The 13,564-nt window shown below is 66.2% G+C and carries 16 protein-coding genes and 1 tRNA gene; 12 read left to right on the top strand and 5 right to left on the bottom strand.

Annotation, left to right across the window (positions count from 1 at the left end; genetic code table 11):
• Nucleotides 1-46: 46 nt before the first annotated feature.
• Entirely contained in the window at nt 47-553 is a 507-nt protein-coding gene (locus tag EDC64_RS17710) for an SAM-dependent methyltransferase (RefSeq protein WP_132033815.1), read from the top strand.
• Nucleotides 550-1,125: a hypothetical protein gene (locus EDC64_RS17705; RefSeq protein WP_132033813.1), complete on the top strand. Its 576-nt coding sequence runs from the start codon at nt 550-552 to the stop codon at nt 1,123-1,125. The genes EDC64_RS17710 and EDC64_RS17705 overlap by 4 nt, the downstream gene beginning before the upstream one ends.
• On the opposite strand, the gene EDC64_RS17700 is transcribed toward EDC64_RS17705, so the two are convergent.
• From EDC64_RS17700 to EDC64_RS17690, 3 genes are read right to left on the bottom strand one after another with little or no spacing between them, the layout of a single operon-like run.
• The gene (locus EDC64_RS17700) at nt 1,083-2,174 is read right to left on the bottom strand and encodes a YcjF family protein (RefSeq protein ID WP_132033811.1); all 1,092 of its coding nucleotides are present in this window, start codon (nt 2,172-2,174) and stop codon (nt 1,083-1,085) included. The genes EDC64_RS17705 and EDC64_RS17700 overlap by 43 nt on opposite strands.
• 56 nt (nt 2,175-2,230) lie before the next feature.
• On the bottom strand, nt 2,231-3,685 hold the full coding sequence (locus EDC64_RS17695; protein WP_132033809.1) for a YcjX family GTP-binding protein: 1,455 nt from the start codon (nt 3,683-3,685) through the stop codon (nt 2,231-2,233).
• A gap of 3 nt (nt 3,686-3,688) precedes the next feature.
• Nucleotides 3,689-4,210, bottom strand: a complete 522-nt coding sequence (locus EDC64_RS17690; protein ID WP_132033807.1) for a SixA phosphatase family protein — start codon at nt 4,208-4,210, stop codon at nt 3,689-3,691.
• Between the two features lie 137 nt (nt 4,211-4,347).
• On the opposite strand from EDC64_RS17690, the gene EDC64_RS17685 reads away from it, so the two are divergent.
• From EDC64_RS17685 to EDC64_RS17655, 7 genes are all read left to right on the top strand, one after another.
• A complete protein-coding gene (locus EDC64_RS17685) occupies nt 4,348-5,592 on the top strand; it encodes an NAD(P)/FAD-dependent oxidoreductase (RefSeq protein WP_165933807.1) in 1,245 nt (414 codons plus the stop codon).
• A 113-nt stretch (nt 5,593-5,705) separates the two neighbouring features.
• A complete protein-coding gene (locus EDC64_RS17680) occupies nt 5,706-6,560 on the top strand; it encodes a MipA/OmpV family protein (protein ID WP_132033803.1) in 855 nt (284 codons plus the stop codon).
• A gap of 197 nt (nt 6,561-6,757) precedes the next feature.
• Nucleotides 6,758-7,174 carry an RNA polymerase-binding protein DksA gene (dksA, locus tag EDC64_RS17675; RefSeq protein WP_132033801.1) on the top strand — a complete coding sequence of 139 codons (417 nt, stop codon included), beginning with the start codon at nt 6,758-6,760 and terminating at the stop codon, nt 7,172-7,174.
• A 115-nt stretch (nt 7,175-7,289) separates the two neighbouring features.
• Nucleotides 7,290-7,595, top strand: coding sequence for an ETC complex I subunit (locus tag EDC64_RS17670; protein WP_132033799.1), 306 nt, complete (start codon nt 7,290-7,292; stop codon nt 7,593-7,595).
• 193 nt (nt 7,596-7,788) lie between these two features.
• Nucleotides 7,789-7,865: transfer RNA gene (locus tag EDC64_RS17665), tRNA-Arg, on the top strand.
• 219 nt (nt 7,866-8,084) lie between these two features.
• On the top strand, nt 8,085-8,363 hold the full coding sequence (locus EDC64_RS17660; protein WP_132033797.1) for a BrnT family toxin: 279 nt from the start codon (nt 8,085-8,087) through the stop codon (nt 8,361-8,363).
• Nucleotides 8,320-8,691, top strand: coding sequence for a BrnA antitoxin family protein (locus EDC64_RS17655; protein WP_132033795.1), 372 nt, complete (start codon nt 8,320-8,322; stop codon nt 8,689-8,691). Before EDC64_RS17660 ends, EDC64_RS17655 begins: the two co-directional genes overlap by 44 nt.
• A gap of 620 nt (nt 8,692-9,311) precedes the next feature.
• Here the strand turns inward: EDC64_RS17655 and rpsU are convergent.
• Nucleotides 9,312-9,572 (bottom strand): 30S ribosomal protein S21, encoded by a 261-nt coding sequence (gene rpsU, locus EDC64_RS17650; protein WP_132033793.1) that lies wholly within the window; start codon nt 9,570-9,572, stop codon nt 9,312-9,314.
• A 364-nt stretch (nt 9,573-9,936) separates the two neighbouring features.
• Here rpsU and EDC64_RS17645 point away from each other — a divergent pair, with 364 nt between their 5' ends.
• The gene (locus tag EDC64_RS17645; protein ID WP_165933806.1) at nt 9,937-10,530 is read left to right on the top strand and encodes a thermonuclease family protein; all 594 of its coding nucleotides are present in this window, start codon (nt 9,937-9,939) and stop codon (nt 10,528-10,530) included.
• Between the two features lie 384 nt (nt 10,531-10,914).
• Here the strand turns inward: EDC64_RS17645 and EDC64_RS17635 are convergent, their stop codons facing one another.
• Entirely contained in the window at nt 10,915-11,193 is a 279-nt protein-coding gene (locus EDC64_RS17635) for a hypothetical protein (protein WP_132033787.1), read from the bottom strand.
• A 137-nt stretch (nt 11,194-11,330) separates the two neighbouring features.
• On the opposite strand from EDC64_RS17635, the gene EDC64_RS17630 reads away from it, so the two are divergent.
• Entirely contained in the window at nt 11,331-13,118 is a 1,788-nt protein-coding gene (locus EDC64_RS17630) for a potassium/proton antiporter (protein WP_132033785.1), read from the top strand.
• 87 nt (nt 13,119-13,205) lie between these two features.
• Nucleotides 13,206-13,499 carry a hypothetical protein gene (locus tag EDC64_RS17625; protein ID WP_132033783.1) on the top strand — a complete coding sequence of 98 codons (294 nt, stop codon included), beginning with the start codon at nt 13,206-13,208 and terminating at the stop codon, nt 13,497-13,499.
• Nucleotides 13,500-13,564: the final 65 nt, after the last annotated feature.

The raw sequence follows: 13,564 nt of genomic DNA, 5'->3' as shown, positions 1-13,564 counted from the left end.
GTGGGCCGCCCTTCCTGTATGATGCCGGAAAGGCGGAGTGCAAAGCATGCGTGCCACGATCGAAGGGGACCAGGGCGACATTCGGCCGGGCGAGATGCAGATTGCGCTCCCTGCAGCGTTCGATGCCGGGCTCTATTTCATCGGACAAATCCGTACGCCCTGGACCCGGCGGGAGGAGTGCCCGCGCCGCGGTGCTGCGGACGGGCCGGTCTGCCGACTGGAGGTCGATCCGCTGTTCGCGGCGGCACTCGACGGCCTGGCGGGGGCCCCGCGGCTCCAGATCCTTTATTGGATGGACCGCGCGCGGCGCGACCTCGTGCGCCAGACGCCGCGTCGCGACGGGCTGGCGCGGGGCACCTTCTCGATCCGCTCTCCGGTGCGGCCAAACCCGATCGCGTCGTCGATCGTCGCGCTGGTCGCCCTTGAGCCCACGGCCGTGCTGGTGCGGGGGCTCGACTGCCTCGACGGAACGCCGCTGCTCGACATCAAGCCCGAATCCTGCGCCTTCGATGCGCCGTTGGGTGAGGCGGCGGGAGAAGCGGGTCGGACATGAGCGACGTGGAAGGGCTGGTTTATGCGGCGCGACCGAAGCTGATCGGTCCCGGCGTTCGGTTCCATTTGCAGCATGATGCGATCGACTGGTCGATCGGTGCCCGCTCCGGGCGGCTCGCGCTCGCTGACGTCGTGTCGGTTCGGCTGTCCTTTCATCCCGGCCAGCTCGCCGCGCCGAACTATGAAATGCGCCTGCGTGGCCGGCGCGGTGAGGATCTGAAAATCGGCTCGCTCTCGCGGACGTCATTGACCGGCGTCGAGGACAACCGGGCGGCCTATGCCGGCTTCGTGCGTGCCGTCCATGCCGCGCTGGCGGCGCGCGGGGGGGCGGTGCGGTGCGAGGCCGGCCTGCCGCCGTGGCGGTGGTGGCTGATGGGTGCCCTCGCTCTGGTCACGGGCCTCGGTCTGCTGGCGGTGCTGGCGAGTGCCGTGCGCGCGGGCCAATGGAGCGTTGCCGGGCTGATCGCGGTCCTCTGTCCGCTGCTCGGCTGGCCGCTGGTCGAGACACTCTGGCGCAACAAACCGGCGCCCTATTCCTTGGCGAGCTTGCCGCTCCGTCTGCTTCCAGGCTGAAGCGCGTCCTCGTCTTCCGCTGCGGCGCGCAATAGGCCCGCCGCCACGTCGGACAGGCGAGGCGCTGGGAGCGCGGCGAAGGGCAGGGGGCGCGTCACCGCGATTGCGGCGAGCCCGAGCCGCGCGGTGAGGAGACCGTTGACCACCCCTTCGCCGAGGCGGGCCGAGAGCCGCGCTGCGATCCCGTGGCCGAGCACCTGCTGCACGAGGCTGTCGCCCGCGGCCATGCCGCCGGTAATGGCGAGATGGGCGAGAACGTGCCTGACCAGTCGCACCGTCCCCAATGTGCCCGGCCGACCGCCGTAAAGCTGCGACAGACGGCGCATCAGCGCGAGCGCGGTGTAGAACACAAAGATGAGGTCGACCGCCGCGCGCGGCGAGACCGCGGTGACGACCGAGACGCGCTTTGCGGCGTCCGACACCATCTGACGCGCTCTGGCATCCAGCGGCGTCATCAAGGTGCGCTCGGTGAGGCGCACGAGGTCCGCGCCGTCGATGATGGCGGACAGGTGCCCTGCGAGTTCGGCGCGCGGGCGGGCGAGACTGGGGATGCGGCCGGCCAGGGCAAGCAGATCGCGCGCCACGTGCTCGGCTTTCGGCCGGTCGTCTTCGGCGATCGCGCTCACCGCGCGGGCGCGGATCGCATCGAGGCTCGACAGGCGGGCGAGCGCATACACCTCGCGCGCAGCAATGGCGAGCGCAGCCGCGGCGAAGAGACCGGCGAGCGTAAGGCCGACGAAGCCCAGCCACTCCGCGCGCGCGGCGAGATCTTCGATCAGACGGGATAGGGCGAGCCCGATGCCCAGGCTGACGAGGCCGCCTAGTGCCGACCAGAACACCGTGCCGAGGCCGATGCCGCGGCCGGACGGCGCCGTCGCCCGGGTGATTTCCGCCACCGGCATGAGATCGTCCCGCGCCGCGACGGGCTCCTCGGACACCGTTATTCCGGCTTCGTCGAGGCGGAACACCTGCGGGCGCGAACCATCCTGTGCCCCGGCGCGATCACGCGCCCGGGCGGCAGTCGGAGCGGAGGTCGCGGCCTTTGCCATTTTCAATCCTTGTCGCCGGTCCGGGTCTACCTCGCCGGACCTCGTCCGGAGAGCCTTTAAGCCAGCCGGTCGCCCAAAAGGAATTCAAGCGCCCGGTCCAGGCGGATATGGGGCAGGGACGCATCCGCGCCAATGCCGGCGGGCGGACGGAAGCGCAGAAAGCGGAAATCGGCGTCCGTGCCGCTTGCGAGTCCGCGAAATGCGTCGCCCGACGGGTCGAACAGGGCATCGGGCATCGCCGGCAGGGCGCCGGGAAAGAGGGCAACCTCCTCGGCCCCGTCGAACCTGTGCCCGGCCACTTCCTGCCCCGCTTCGGGCGTGCCAACGATCGCCGCGAGGCGGCGCCCGTCGCGCGTCACCTCTGCTTCGCGCGTCGCGCGCACTGCGGCCAAGGCGGCGACGTCCAAATGCGCTCCGCCGCTGCGGCCACGCGCATGGGCGCGTTCGACGAGGCGGCGCAGGATCGCTTCGAGGCGGTCGTGGCTGGTGCGGTGAAGATGGTCGGCCTTCGTCGCCGCAAACAGGACCTTCTCGATGCGTGGGCGCCACAAAGCCGACCACAGACTGTTCCGGCCGACGCGGAAGGCGAGGAGTATCGCGTCGAGCGCACGCTCCAGGTCGGCGAGCGCCGCCGGACCGGCATTGAGCGCTGCCAGAACGTCGACCAGCACGATCTGGCGGTCGAGCCGCGCGAAATGTTCGCGGAAGAACGGCCGGACCACAGCGGATTTGTAGGACTCGAAGCGGCGCACCATCATCGCCGCGAGCGAACCTTTCGGAACGGCCTTGTCCTCGCCGAGGTCGAGCGGTGCGAAGGTGAGGGCGGGCGAGCCCTCGAGATCGCCCGGAAGAAGGAAGCGGCCGGGCGGCAACAGGCTCATCGCCACCCGTTCGCTCCGGCATTCAGCCAGATAGAGCTTGAACCGGGCGGCGAGGTCCTGCGCCACGCGTTCGGCGGCGGCGGCGAAGGGGTCGGTCGCCGCAAGCGCCCGCAGCAGGTTTTCCGCTTCCGCGGCGCGTGCCGGCGCACGCGCCAAAGCCAGGCTCTCGCGGCTGAACCGGGCATAGCTCATGTCGAGCAGCGGCAGATCGAGCAGCCATTCGCCCGGATAGTCGACGAGGTCCAGCGTCAAGGTCCGCAGCCCGCCCCGTTTCGGCGCATAGCGGATTTCGAGGCGCAGCTCGCTGACGCGCGAGGTCGATTCCGGCCAGCTCCGCGCCTCTGCGATTGTCCGAACGTGCGCCTCGTAGGGAAAGCGCGGCACGGCGTCGTCGGGCTGTGGCCGGAGCGAGGCCGAGGCGATGCGCCCCGTATTCAAGGCTTCGAATACCGGCATGCGCCCACCCGTCACAAGGGAATGGACCAGGGCGGTGGTGAACACCGTTTTGCCGGAGCGCGCGAGGCCGGTGACGCCAAGCCGCAGAGTGGGGGAGGCGAGATCCGAAAACCGGTCAGCGACCGCGCGGGCGCCGATCCGCGCCTCGTCGACGAGCCGGGTCGGATCGACCATGGCTCAGCTATCACCCAGAAGGATGCGCGGCGTCACGAAACGGTCGAGCCGCCCGCTCTCGGGTGCAACCGCCGACCAGGCATCGATCGGCAGATCGATCACCGCGACCGCGCCGGTCGGAAATTTTTCGTCCATTGCGCCGCGCGCCGTCGTCGATCCGTGCTGGACCAAAAGGTCGGCGAGTTCCTCGAGGCCCGGATTGTGACCGACCAGCATCAGGGTCTGGATCTCGGGCGCCTGCTCGCGCACCACGGCGAGGAGCCGGGCGGCGGGCGCCTCGTAGATCCGCGGCTCGCTCACCGAATCCGGCGGAGCCGGGAATTCCGCGCCGACCAGATCCCAGGTTTCCCGAGTGCGGCGGGCGGGCGACACCAAAACCTTGTCCGGGCGCAGGCCCTCGTCCGCGAGGTAGCGCCCCATGCGCGGTGCAGCCTGGCGGCCGCGTGCCGCGAGCGGGCGCTCTTGATCGGCGATGCCTTCGGGCCAGTCGGATTTGGCGTGACGGAACAGGATGAGGCGACGCATGGGATCCGAGCCGGTCGTGAGGGCGATTCGCACCTTAAGGCCCCGCCGCCGTCGGTGGAAGCGGCCGGCGGTCGCGCTGTTCTGGCGCAAACGCGCCGCATCTGCCAATGAAGCGGAAAGAAGCTTGGGGAGAGACATTGGCGGGACATCCGCAGTCCGAACGCGGGACCGAGCAGACTCTCGACTGCGACGTCTGCGTTGTGGGGGCGACCTTGGCCGGCCTCTGGCTGGCGCTCGCACTTGCTTTGCGCGGCCGGGAGGTGGTCGTGCTCGATGCCGGCGGCCCCGCGCCGCACGCCGGCAGCGGCCTCGTTCGTCCCGGGCTGGGTCTTGGTGCCGCCCAGCTTTGCGCGCGCACCGACCGTGCGACGGCGCGGCGGATCTATGACCTTTCCGCCGATGCCGCGGCCGGCGCGGTTCGCTTGCTCGATGCGCTGCGCCTCAATGTGCGCGGTACGGGGGCCTTCACCCTGCCGGGGCCTCTGGGCAAGTCCGACCTTCTGGAGGAGGCGGCCGCCCGCGACGTCCTCGGCATCGGCGAGCTTCCCCATATCGGGCGGCTGGATGTCGCGGAGGTGCTCGGCATCCCAGGCTGGGGCGGCGCGCTTTACGACGCCGAGCCGGTCACCTATGCCGCCCGACGCCTGCCGCAGGAACTCGCTACTGCGGTGCGGGCAGCGGGTGCGCGGATTTTCTTCGAGACGCCTGTTCGTGAGAGCGACCTCGACGGCGTGCGCAAATATCTCCGCACCGGAACCCACCGGGTTCGAGCCGACCATGTGGTGTTCGCCGGCGAACGCAATCTCGGCGCCTTCGCGCCCTGGCTGGCGCGTGGGCTCATGTTTCAAGCCTTCGCGACCGGGAGCTTTTCGCACGATGCCGGCGGCCCCATGGCCAGCGAAGCGGTCATCGAGGGCGGCGCACGCGGGGTACGCTTCGCCTGGGAGGGGACGACGCTCGGCTTTGCCGCGCCGACCGCCCGTCTAATCCGGGGAGAGATCGCCGTCGCGTGCGCTTTGAGGCGGCACGTGCGGCGCTTCTATCCCAGCCTGGCATCGGCCGTGGTCGGAGATGCGAGGGGCGCCGCCCTTCCGGTGGCGCGCCACGGCTTGCCATTGATCGGGGCCTACCGGCCGGGCGTGTGGTATGCGCTTGCGCTCGGCATTGAGCCCATCGCCAATGCCAGCCTCGCCTCGGAGTTAATCGCTGCAGCGATCGTCGAACGGGACGATCGATTTCGCGTGTTCGCGCCGTTCGGCCCGCAATACACCTGGGGCATGGCCGGCCGATATGCGCGTCGGCTCGGCTATTGGGCCGGGCGCCTCGCCGATGCCGCCAACCGGCGCGACGCGCAGCGCGAGGCGAAGCTCGAGGAGGCATGACAGGCATCGGATGCGCGAAAACGCCGACGTATTGGCGACGCCTTGTGGCTTTGGCGCAACCAATTGCTAAGGGGAACTAGCTAAGGTACTTACATTCGCAAGGGAACCCTTTCGTGACCGCGCATCGCCCTCTGGCTGGACTTTTATTCGGCACCGCAATGGCCCTGGCCAGCGTTCCGGCGGTAGCCGCGGATGCATTCCTTATCCCTGGCTTCAAGGCGCCCGAATTCACCTATGTCGAGGACAATTGGTATTTGACGCTCGGCCTCGGCGTGCGCGTCCAGCCCTCCTATCCCGGCGGACAGCAATATCTCGGCGTGCCGTTTCCGGTGATCAACCTGTCCAAGGGGCGGGAGCTGTATGACTTTCAGAGTGTCGACGACAGTTCGTCGATCGCCCTGTTCGACAACGGCTCGATTTCCACCGGTGCCGCTTGGTCGCTCAATTTCGGCAGGGATGAAGACGATTCGCCCCATCTGACCGGCCTCGGCGATGTCGATCCGACTTTCGAACTGGGCGGGTTCGTCCAGTGGTTCCCTGTGAACTGGTTTCGGTTCCGTGGCGAGCTGCGGTACGGGATGGGCGGGTTCAGCGGCTGGGTCGCCGATCTGGGTGCCGATTTTATCGTGCCGTACGAGCAATGGCGCTTCTCCCTTGGCCCGCGCCTGTCTTTTGCGGGGTCCGGCTATATGGACACCTTCTATGGCGTCACTGCGAGCCAGGCTGCGGTTGCGAGCTTCTACGGCAATGCGCTGCCGATCTACCGGCCCAGCAGCGGGCTCGATTCCTGGGGCCTGACCGCGCAGATGACGCGGAATTTTGGCGACGGCTTCACCTGGGGCATGTATGCGACCTACGCCAACCTCGTCGGGTCGGCGAGCGACTCCCCCGTGACTTCGAACAGGAATCAGTTCGAAGCGGGGATGTCGCTGAGTTACGCCTTCAATCTCGGCAAAGCCTGGTGGTGACACGGCTGGGCTTCGGTTGCCGATCCTCCTCCGATTGACGCGAAAGATCGCACCGAGCGCGCATATTGCGGGCAGTTCGCTCATTCCGTCGTCGCCCCGGACGTTCTTGCGTACGGGCCTGTTGTCGTCGGGCGAGGGGATGGCTATAAGCGCGGCGACCCGACGGGATCAGCGACGGTGTATCGAGGACATTGCTGATGTCGATCCAAATCGCCGAGGATTACCGCCCCCGCGAGGACGAACCTTTCATGAACGACCGGCAGCGTGAGTATTTCCGCGCGAAGCTGCTCGATTGGAAGGACGATATCCTCAAGGAGGCGCGCGAGACGCTGCAGCACCTTCAGGACGAGAACCAGAACCATCCGGATCTTGCCGATCGGGCCTCCTCGGAGACCGACCGCTCGATCGAATTGCGGGCGCGCGATCGCCAACGCAAACTGATCGCCAAGATCGATGCCGCCCTCCAGCGCATCGAGGACGGCAGTTACGGCTATTGCGAGGACACCGGCGAGCCGATTTCGCTGAAGCGCCTCGAAGCCCGTCCGATCGCGACCTTGTCGGTCGAAGCGCAGGAGCGGCACGAGCGCCGCGAGCGCGTCTATCGCGACGACTGATCGATCCGCGGCGGCCAGTCTGCCGCGTTGCCAGCGCCGGTACGCGCATTATAATTGATACAGTTGGAAACCGGCCGCCGGTCACGACCGACGCGCGAGTGGAGACGGGCGAGCAATGGTGGCACGCATCTACAGGCCGGCCCGCAATGCGATGCAGTCCGGTGTCGGCAAGACTAAGCATTGGGTGCTGGAATACGAGCCCGAGCGGCCGCGGTCGATCGAGCCCTTGATGGGCTATACGTCGTCGAGCGACATGCGGAGTCAGGTGCATCTGCGGTTCGAGACCAAGGACGAGGCGATCGCCTATGCCGAGCGGCAGGGTATCCCGTATCAGGTGTTCGAGCCGCATGATCCGGCCCGGCGCAAGATCGCCTATTCCGACAATTTCACCTTCCGCCGCACGGGGCAGTGGACGCACTGAAGCCTGGCGGGTTCCGGCATCGCTCCGCGCAGGACCGAGACCGGCCCCGGCGCATGCGCGTGCCGTTTGCTTCGTTCGCTGCGGGAAGGCATCAGGGCAACGTCATTGCGCCAATGTCATCGCGGGAAGGTCATCGCGCCACCTTGACCGCGCATTTTGAGTGACGCCCGACCTGCGTTACAAGCGGCGCACCGGCCCCGTAGCTCAGCTGGATAGAGCAGCTGCCTTCTAAGCAGCAGGTCGCAGGTTCGAGCCCTGCCGGGGTCGCCAATAAAATCAAGTACTTAGATCTTATTTCAAGCATTTCTATAGAGCAGGATGGCGTCTAGTTGCGCCATAGGTGTGGCGGTGCCTTAAGTTCGTGCTGATGGCCGGTATGGTCGTCTGTGGTGCCTGTGCGCCGGTATGGCGCGAATCGATAAGGGCCAATCAAGTCCGCATTCATGATACAGACATTGCCTGCTAGAATAAATGTGATACAAATATTCAATGAAGGTCACCAGCGATCCCGCGAAGCGCGAAAATACCCTTCGGGAGCGCGATCTGGACCTTGAGGTGGACAGTGTCGAGGCATTTTCTGGCCGGACGCTGACGCTGCTGGATGATCGGTTCGACTACGGCGAGGAGCGTTTCCAGACTTATGGCCTGGTCCGCGACCGGCTGGTGATGGTCGTCTGGACGCCCCGCGACGGTGGCCGCCACGTAATTTCGATGAGGCACTGCCATGAGAAAGAAGCACGAAAAGTCCTCCCCCACCTCACCTCCTGAGGAAATCGCTCGCTTGATAGGGAATGAGGAACTCGTTCGGGAGCGCGGATGGAAAAGCCTTTCACATCAGAACCTTAATGAACCGCCGGATGAAGCCCCGGAATGGACGGATGAGCAGCTTGCCCGCGCTGAACTCGCGGAAGGCGGAAAGGTGATCCGTCCGGCCCAAGGCACGCTTACGCGCCCTCGCGGTCGCCCGAGGGTTGATAGCCCCAAGGCGCAAATTTCGGTGCGGCTTGACACCGACGTATTGGCCGCGCTGAGAGCCAGCGGCCCTGGGTGGCAAGCGCGGATGAACGATGAGCTCAGGAAGGCCTTGGGTCTTTAGGCGAATCTGGAAGCCGGCAGTGTGCTCGCCCTCAAGGGGGCACTCGTTTCGACAGGCTCGATCGGTCGCGCAACTCATTCACAGCCACGTCAGTATGTCGGCGGCTGAGAGGTTAGATCCGATCTACTACGCAGTCCCCGCGGTGAAGGGCAGCGGGGCTCTGCATGGTCGTGCATGCACACGCGGTACCTCGTGCGAAGAGCCTTGAAATCTCTGAATTGTTGCTCGCCAAAGTGGCCACATTGGCCGCAATTTTCTTTCTTCTAAGCAGCAGGTCGCAGGTTCGAGCCCTGCCGGGGTCGCCAGTCGGCAACTGCGCGCGCCATGACGTTAATCAGTCCGCCACGACATGGCAAGCCGCAATGTCGTTTGATGCCGGAGGGCGGCGAGACGCCCCGTTCGGGCGTCGCGCCGGCGCGGTCGATCATCGGGCCGTGAGGCTCCGACGCTCCGCAGGGCTATTTCCGCTTCGCCGCGTCGCCGCCGATCGCGATGCCCTTGCTGAAGGCGGCCGGAGGGGCGGCGGCCTCCTTGACCTTTTTCGGTTTCTTGACTTCGCGGCTGCTGCGCTTCTGACTTTTTGCCATCGCAAGGCTCCTGAAAATCGGGTTATCGGGCGACTATCTCGGCTGCGCCGCCGCCGGCCGATCCGTTCGCGGCTTGGCCGGCTTGCGGGGAATCAGCCCTTCGCGCTGGGCGACTTTCCGCGCGGCCTTCCGCGCCCGACGGACGGCTTCCGCTTGCTCTCTCACGCGTCGTTCCGAGGGCTTTTCATAGGATTTCCGCTGTTTCATCTCGCGGAAAACGCCTTCACGCTGCATCTTTTTCTTTAAGACCTTGAGAGCCTGTTCGATATTGTTGTCTCTTACAAAGACCTGCAATTTATATCCGATCGTTATTCAGCGTCCATACCGTCAGAATATTTAATCATTTCCCCAGGAATAAGGCGAATGAAAATTCCCGACAGAGACGGAGTTTACCACGGCAAGCGCGAATATTGAAACAGCCGCCTTTCTCCTGACACAATGGCCGTCTAGAAGGACGTCATTCGGCAGTGGCGCTTTGACGAGCGACCTGGGAGACGGACGGATGTACTCCGATCCTGGAGCATAGCTGGAGACAGGAAGCCTCGCGAAAGCGGGGCTTTTTTGTTGTTGGGTACGTCCTGTCCTTCTTCGAGATAAGTCCGATGGCATCGGATTTCCGCTCGGGCCTGGTGGCGGACCCTCGTTCGCTTCGACGGCGATGACGCTGGTGTCGAGGCGCGAGGTTTGCTTTCATGCGCCGATGTCGCACCCTGCACCTCCCTCGCTGTTTGCCGCCGCCGTCACTTTCTGCCTCGGCGTTTGCGCCTCCATCTCCGGCGCGATGGCGCAAGGGATCCCGGTGCCCGCGCTATCGGAGTATCTGTTCGGCCGCGCCAGCGTGATCGACGGGGCGACGATCGAGATTTCCGGCCGGAGCATCCGCTTGGCCGGCATCACCGCACCGCCCGCCAGCATGATGTGCACCGAGAAGGGCAAGGCGCAGACATGGCGCTGCGGCGAAAGGGCGGCGCTGGCCTTGCATGCGCGGCTCGGTCTCGCGCCGGTCGCGTGCTTTCCGACAGGGATCGACGTCTACACCCGTCTGGTCGCGCGGTGCTACGTGAACGGGATGGACGTCGCCGGCGCGCAGGTGCGGGCCGGTTGGGCCTTTCCCCTCGGCCCGGGGGACTATGCCGCGGAGGCGGAGGCGGCCAAGATCGCCGACGCGGGATTCTGGCGTTTCTCGTTCAAGACGCCATGGAGCCCCACCGGGAGCCGCGGGTCCTCAACGCAAGGTGCCGGGAGGTCCTGAAGCGAAACGCAACGGGATCCGGATTCCTTGGCGTCGGCCTCATTGCCGGCGCTGTTTGGTGATCGTAGAGGGAATGCTCTGCGCCGAATGCCCCCGTTGCCGCCGCCGTTCCATCATCGGGACCGGCTCCTCTCGCCTCGAACAGGCCCCGTCGGAAGAAGCGCCGCCGAAACTCAGGTGCGACCTGTGCGGAAGCAAAGCGGTGCGGTTGCTGCGGTTTCGCAGCCCGATCGAGGCGCTGCGCTTCGCCAATGGCCGTTTTTAGCGCGGACGTCGCGGGGACGGTGGCGCGAGGGCTTGGGGCCGCGTGAGCGGCATCCTGCATCCGATTTATCGGGCGAGTGGCAATCTCTTCTTAAAATGAAGCCCGCCCGAGAGTGGCGTTCAGGCCACTGCCGCGCGCGGATGGGGCATCATTTCCGTCAGACCGGCAGGGGCGGGAGACCCGTGGCTCATCAAAGGAAAATCGGCGAGCAATTGCCCATCCGCTCCCAGCGCATAAACCGACAGTCCGGCCGTATAGCCGCGGTCGGAATCAGCCATGTCGAGGGCCAGATCGAGGTCGAAGCAAATCGTGTCAGGCTCCGCGAGCATCGCGCCGGACGACGTGACCAGCCATGATTTTACGAGATAGGCATAAGCAGATGTATGCACAGTCATCATAATTCCCCCCGCTCCCCAGCGCGACTCCCCTCCCGACGATCATAGCCTTCGGGCGAAGGGAACTCACAATACGCTCCCGCCGCCAAAGCGGCTACAGTACTTTTTTTGACCGAATCCAATGGAGGTCCCAGGCGTCGATGGAAGCCGTGTTTCTGTCTAATGTGGTCCTCCTCATATGTGCCGCTCTGGTCGTGGCGGGAACGGTTTCCAGCCTGGTCGCGGCCCGGTTCGGTGCGCCGATCCTGCTGATGTTCCTGCTGATCGGCATGGTGGCCGGAGAGGACGGTCCGGGCGGAATCCATTTCAGCGACTTCTGGGCCACTTACATGGTGGGCTCCGCGGCCCTGGCGGTGATCTTGTTCGACGGTGGTTTGCGCATGCGCGCCGCCACGATGCGGGGTGCCCTTGCGCCCGCTCTGCTTCTTTCGACGGTCGGCGTGGTCGCCACGGCTGGGCTCGTGGCACTCGTAGCGGGGCCTTTGCTTGGCCTCACCGTGCTCCAGAGCCTGCTGGTCGGCGCCATTGTCGCCTCCACCGATGCCGCCGCCGTCCTCTTTCTGGTCCGCGCCCAGGGCTTGCGGCTCGGACGCCGGGTTGGTGCGGTGATCGAAGTGGAATCGGCCACCAACGATCCCGCGGCGGTCTTCCTTACGGTATTGCTGGTCGAACTGATCACGTCGGGCACCGGCGATGTCGGGTGGACCATCGTCCTTGGGGTGTTCCGCGAGATGACAGTGGGCGCGCTGATGGGCGTCGGCATGGGATTTCTTCTGGCGGTGTTCCTCAACCGCATCGATCTGCCGGGCGGGCTTCAGCCGGTGATGGTGGTGGCCGTCGCCGTGTTCACCTTCGCGCTCACCGCCCTTCTGCAGGGCTCGGGATTTCTCGCCGTCTATCTCGCCGGCCTGGTGCTCGGCAATCGTCCAGTCCGAGGTATCGCTGGGATCACCAGCTTCCACGACACCATCACGTGGCTTTGCCAGATCGTGATGTTCACCATGCTCGGATTGCTCGTCACCCCGCGCGGACTGATGGAGTCGCTGCCCGCGGGCCTCGCGGTGGCGGGCTTCCTCGTTCTCGTGGCCCGGCCCGCCGTGGTATTCACATGCCTTACCTGGTTCGGCTTCTCGTTCCGGGAAAAGGCGTTCGTGTCCTGGGCCGGCCTGCGCGGGGCGGTTTCGATCTTTCTCGCGACCATTCCGATGCTGGCCCAACTGCCTTTGGCACCGCTCTATTTCAATATCGCGTTCATCGTCGTCCTGGTTTCTCTGGTGCTCCATGGCGCGACTCTCGCGACCTCCGCGCGCCGGCTCGGTGTCGCTTTGTCGGGTCCGATGCGCGAGCCGCGCCGCTTCGAGATCGACCTTCCCGGCCAAAGCGAGCACGAACTGGTCGGCTATCCCGTGACCGCGCAGACGCCGACGATCGCGCCCGGCCTGCTTCCGACTTGGACGCGGCCCCTTCTCGTGGTGCGGGCAGGGCATATCCTCGGGGCGGAGGAGGCCGGTGCGTTCCTGTCTGGCGATTATGTCTATCTCCTGACGCCGCCGCAGAGGGTGAAACAACTCGACCGGGTGTTCATGTCGGAGCCGTTGGTCTGGGGGGACGACGCCGCCTTCCCATTTTCCGGCGACGTGCGGATCGGCGACGTGGCGGATCTCTACGGCCTTGCGGTCGCAGAGGCCGATCGCCACGTGACGCTCGCCGACGCCTTTGCCGATCGCGCCGACGACCGGCCGATGCCGGGCATGCGCTTTGCCCTCGGCGCTGCCTTCGTCGAGGTCAGGAGGGTGGATTCCGGCCGGGTCACGCAGGTTGCTTTGCGGCTCGGCGAGGCCTCGGATGCCGCCCCACCGGGTCGGCTCGACCGATGGAAGACACGCGCCCGCAGGATTGTCTCCGGATCGGGCGCGCAACGCGGATGAGGTCGCATCGGGCCCGTGCCGGGCATGGCCATTCGAGACGCAAGGCTTCCGCATACGGAGCCTGGGGAGGATAGCGTGCGCTTGTTCATGAGGGGCCGCGGAGAAGGTGCCGAGGCCCGGTCCGCCGCGCGGGATGCGGCGCGCGACCTTGCCGAAAAGGTGCGGACGCTCCTTCACCTGGACGCGGACGCGACCGTGAGCGTCTCCGAGATCGCCTGCGGCGATCCCGGCTGCGGCGGCGCGGAGACTGTCATCCTGGTCATGCGGGCGGGACGCCGGACCGAGGCCGCCAAGCTGCTGATGCCGATGACAAGCGTCACGGAGGCCGACCTTTCGATGGCGCTGGAGCCGCTGGCGGGTGCGCCCGGTCGCGCCGACTGACACTGCGCTTTCGCGGCTTGGCCAAACCGGGTAGAGCCGGGTTGATTCAGCCGTGCCCAGAGTTC

Source organism: Aquabacter spiritensis, assembly GCF_004346185.1.
Classification (GTDB): domain Bacteria; phylum Pseudomonadota; class Alphaproteobacteria; order Rhizobiales; family Xanthobacteraceae; genus Aquabacter; species Aquabacter spiritensis.
This window is presented reverse-complemented; position numbering and strand designations above follow the sequence as displayed.

Excerpts from the sequence above, each read along its gene's own strand:
- EDC64_RS17690 (WP_132033807.1), bottom strand. The coding sequence starts at position 4,210 with ATGCGTCGCCTCATCCTGTTCCGTCACGCCAAATCCGACTGGCCCGAA.
- EDC64_RS17700 (WP_132033811.1), bottom strand. The coding sequence starts at position 2,174 with ATGGCAAAGGCCGCGACCTCCGCTCCGACTGCCGCCCGGGCGCGTGAT.
- dksA (WP_132033801.1), top strand. The coding sequence starts at position 6,758 with ATGTCGATCCAAATCGCCGAGGATTACCGCCCCCGCGAGGACGAACCT.
- EDC64_RS17670 (WP_132033799.1), top strand. The coding sequence starts at position 7,290 with ATGGTGGCACGCATCTACAGGCCGGCCCGCAATGCGATGCAGTCCGGT.
- EDC64_RS17645 (WP_165933806.1), top strand. The coding sequence starts at position 9,937 with ATGACGCTGGTGTCGAGGCGCGAGGTTTGCTTTCATGCGCCGATGTCG.
- EDC64_RS17710 (WP_132033815.1), top strand. The coding sequence starts at position 47 with ATGCGTGCCACGATCGAAGGGGACCAGGGCGACATTCGGCCGGGCGAG.
- EDC64_RS17655 (WP_132033795.1), top strand. The coding sequence starts at position 8,320 with ATGAGAAAGAAGCACGAAAAGTCCTCCCCCACCTCACCTCCTGAGGAA.
- EDC64_RS17630 (WP_132033785.1), top strand. The coding sequence starts at position 11,331 with ATGGAAGCCGTGTTTCTGTCTAATGTGGTCCTCCTCATATGTGCCGCT.
- EDC64_RS17705 (WP_132033813.1), top strand. The coding sequence starts at position 550 with ATGAGCGACGTGGAAGGGCTGGTTTATGCGGCGCGACCGAAGCTGATC.
- EDC64_RS17660 (WP_132033797.1), top strand. The coding sequence starts at position 8,085 with ATGAAGGTCACCAGCGATCCCGCGAAGCGCGAAAATACCCTTCGGGAG.
- EDC64_RS17625 (WP_132033783.1), top strand. The coding sequence starts at position 13,206 with ATGAGGGGCCGCGGAGAAGGTGCCGAGGCCCGGTCCGCCGCGCGGGAT.
- EDC64_RS17695 (WP_132033809.1), bottom strand. The coding sequence starts at position 3,685 with ATGGTCGATCCGACCCGGCTCGTCGACGAGGCGCGGATCGGCGCCCGC.
- EDC64_RS17635 (WP_132033787.1), bottom strand. The coding sequence starts at position 11,193 with ATGATGACTGTGCATACATCTGCTTATGCCTATCTCGTAAAATCATGG.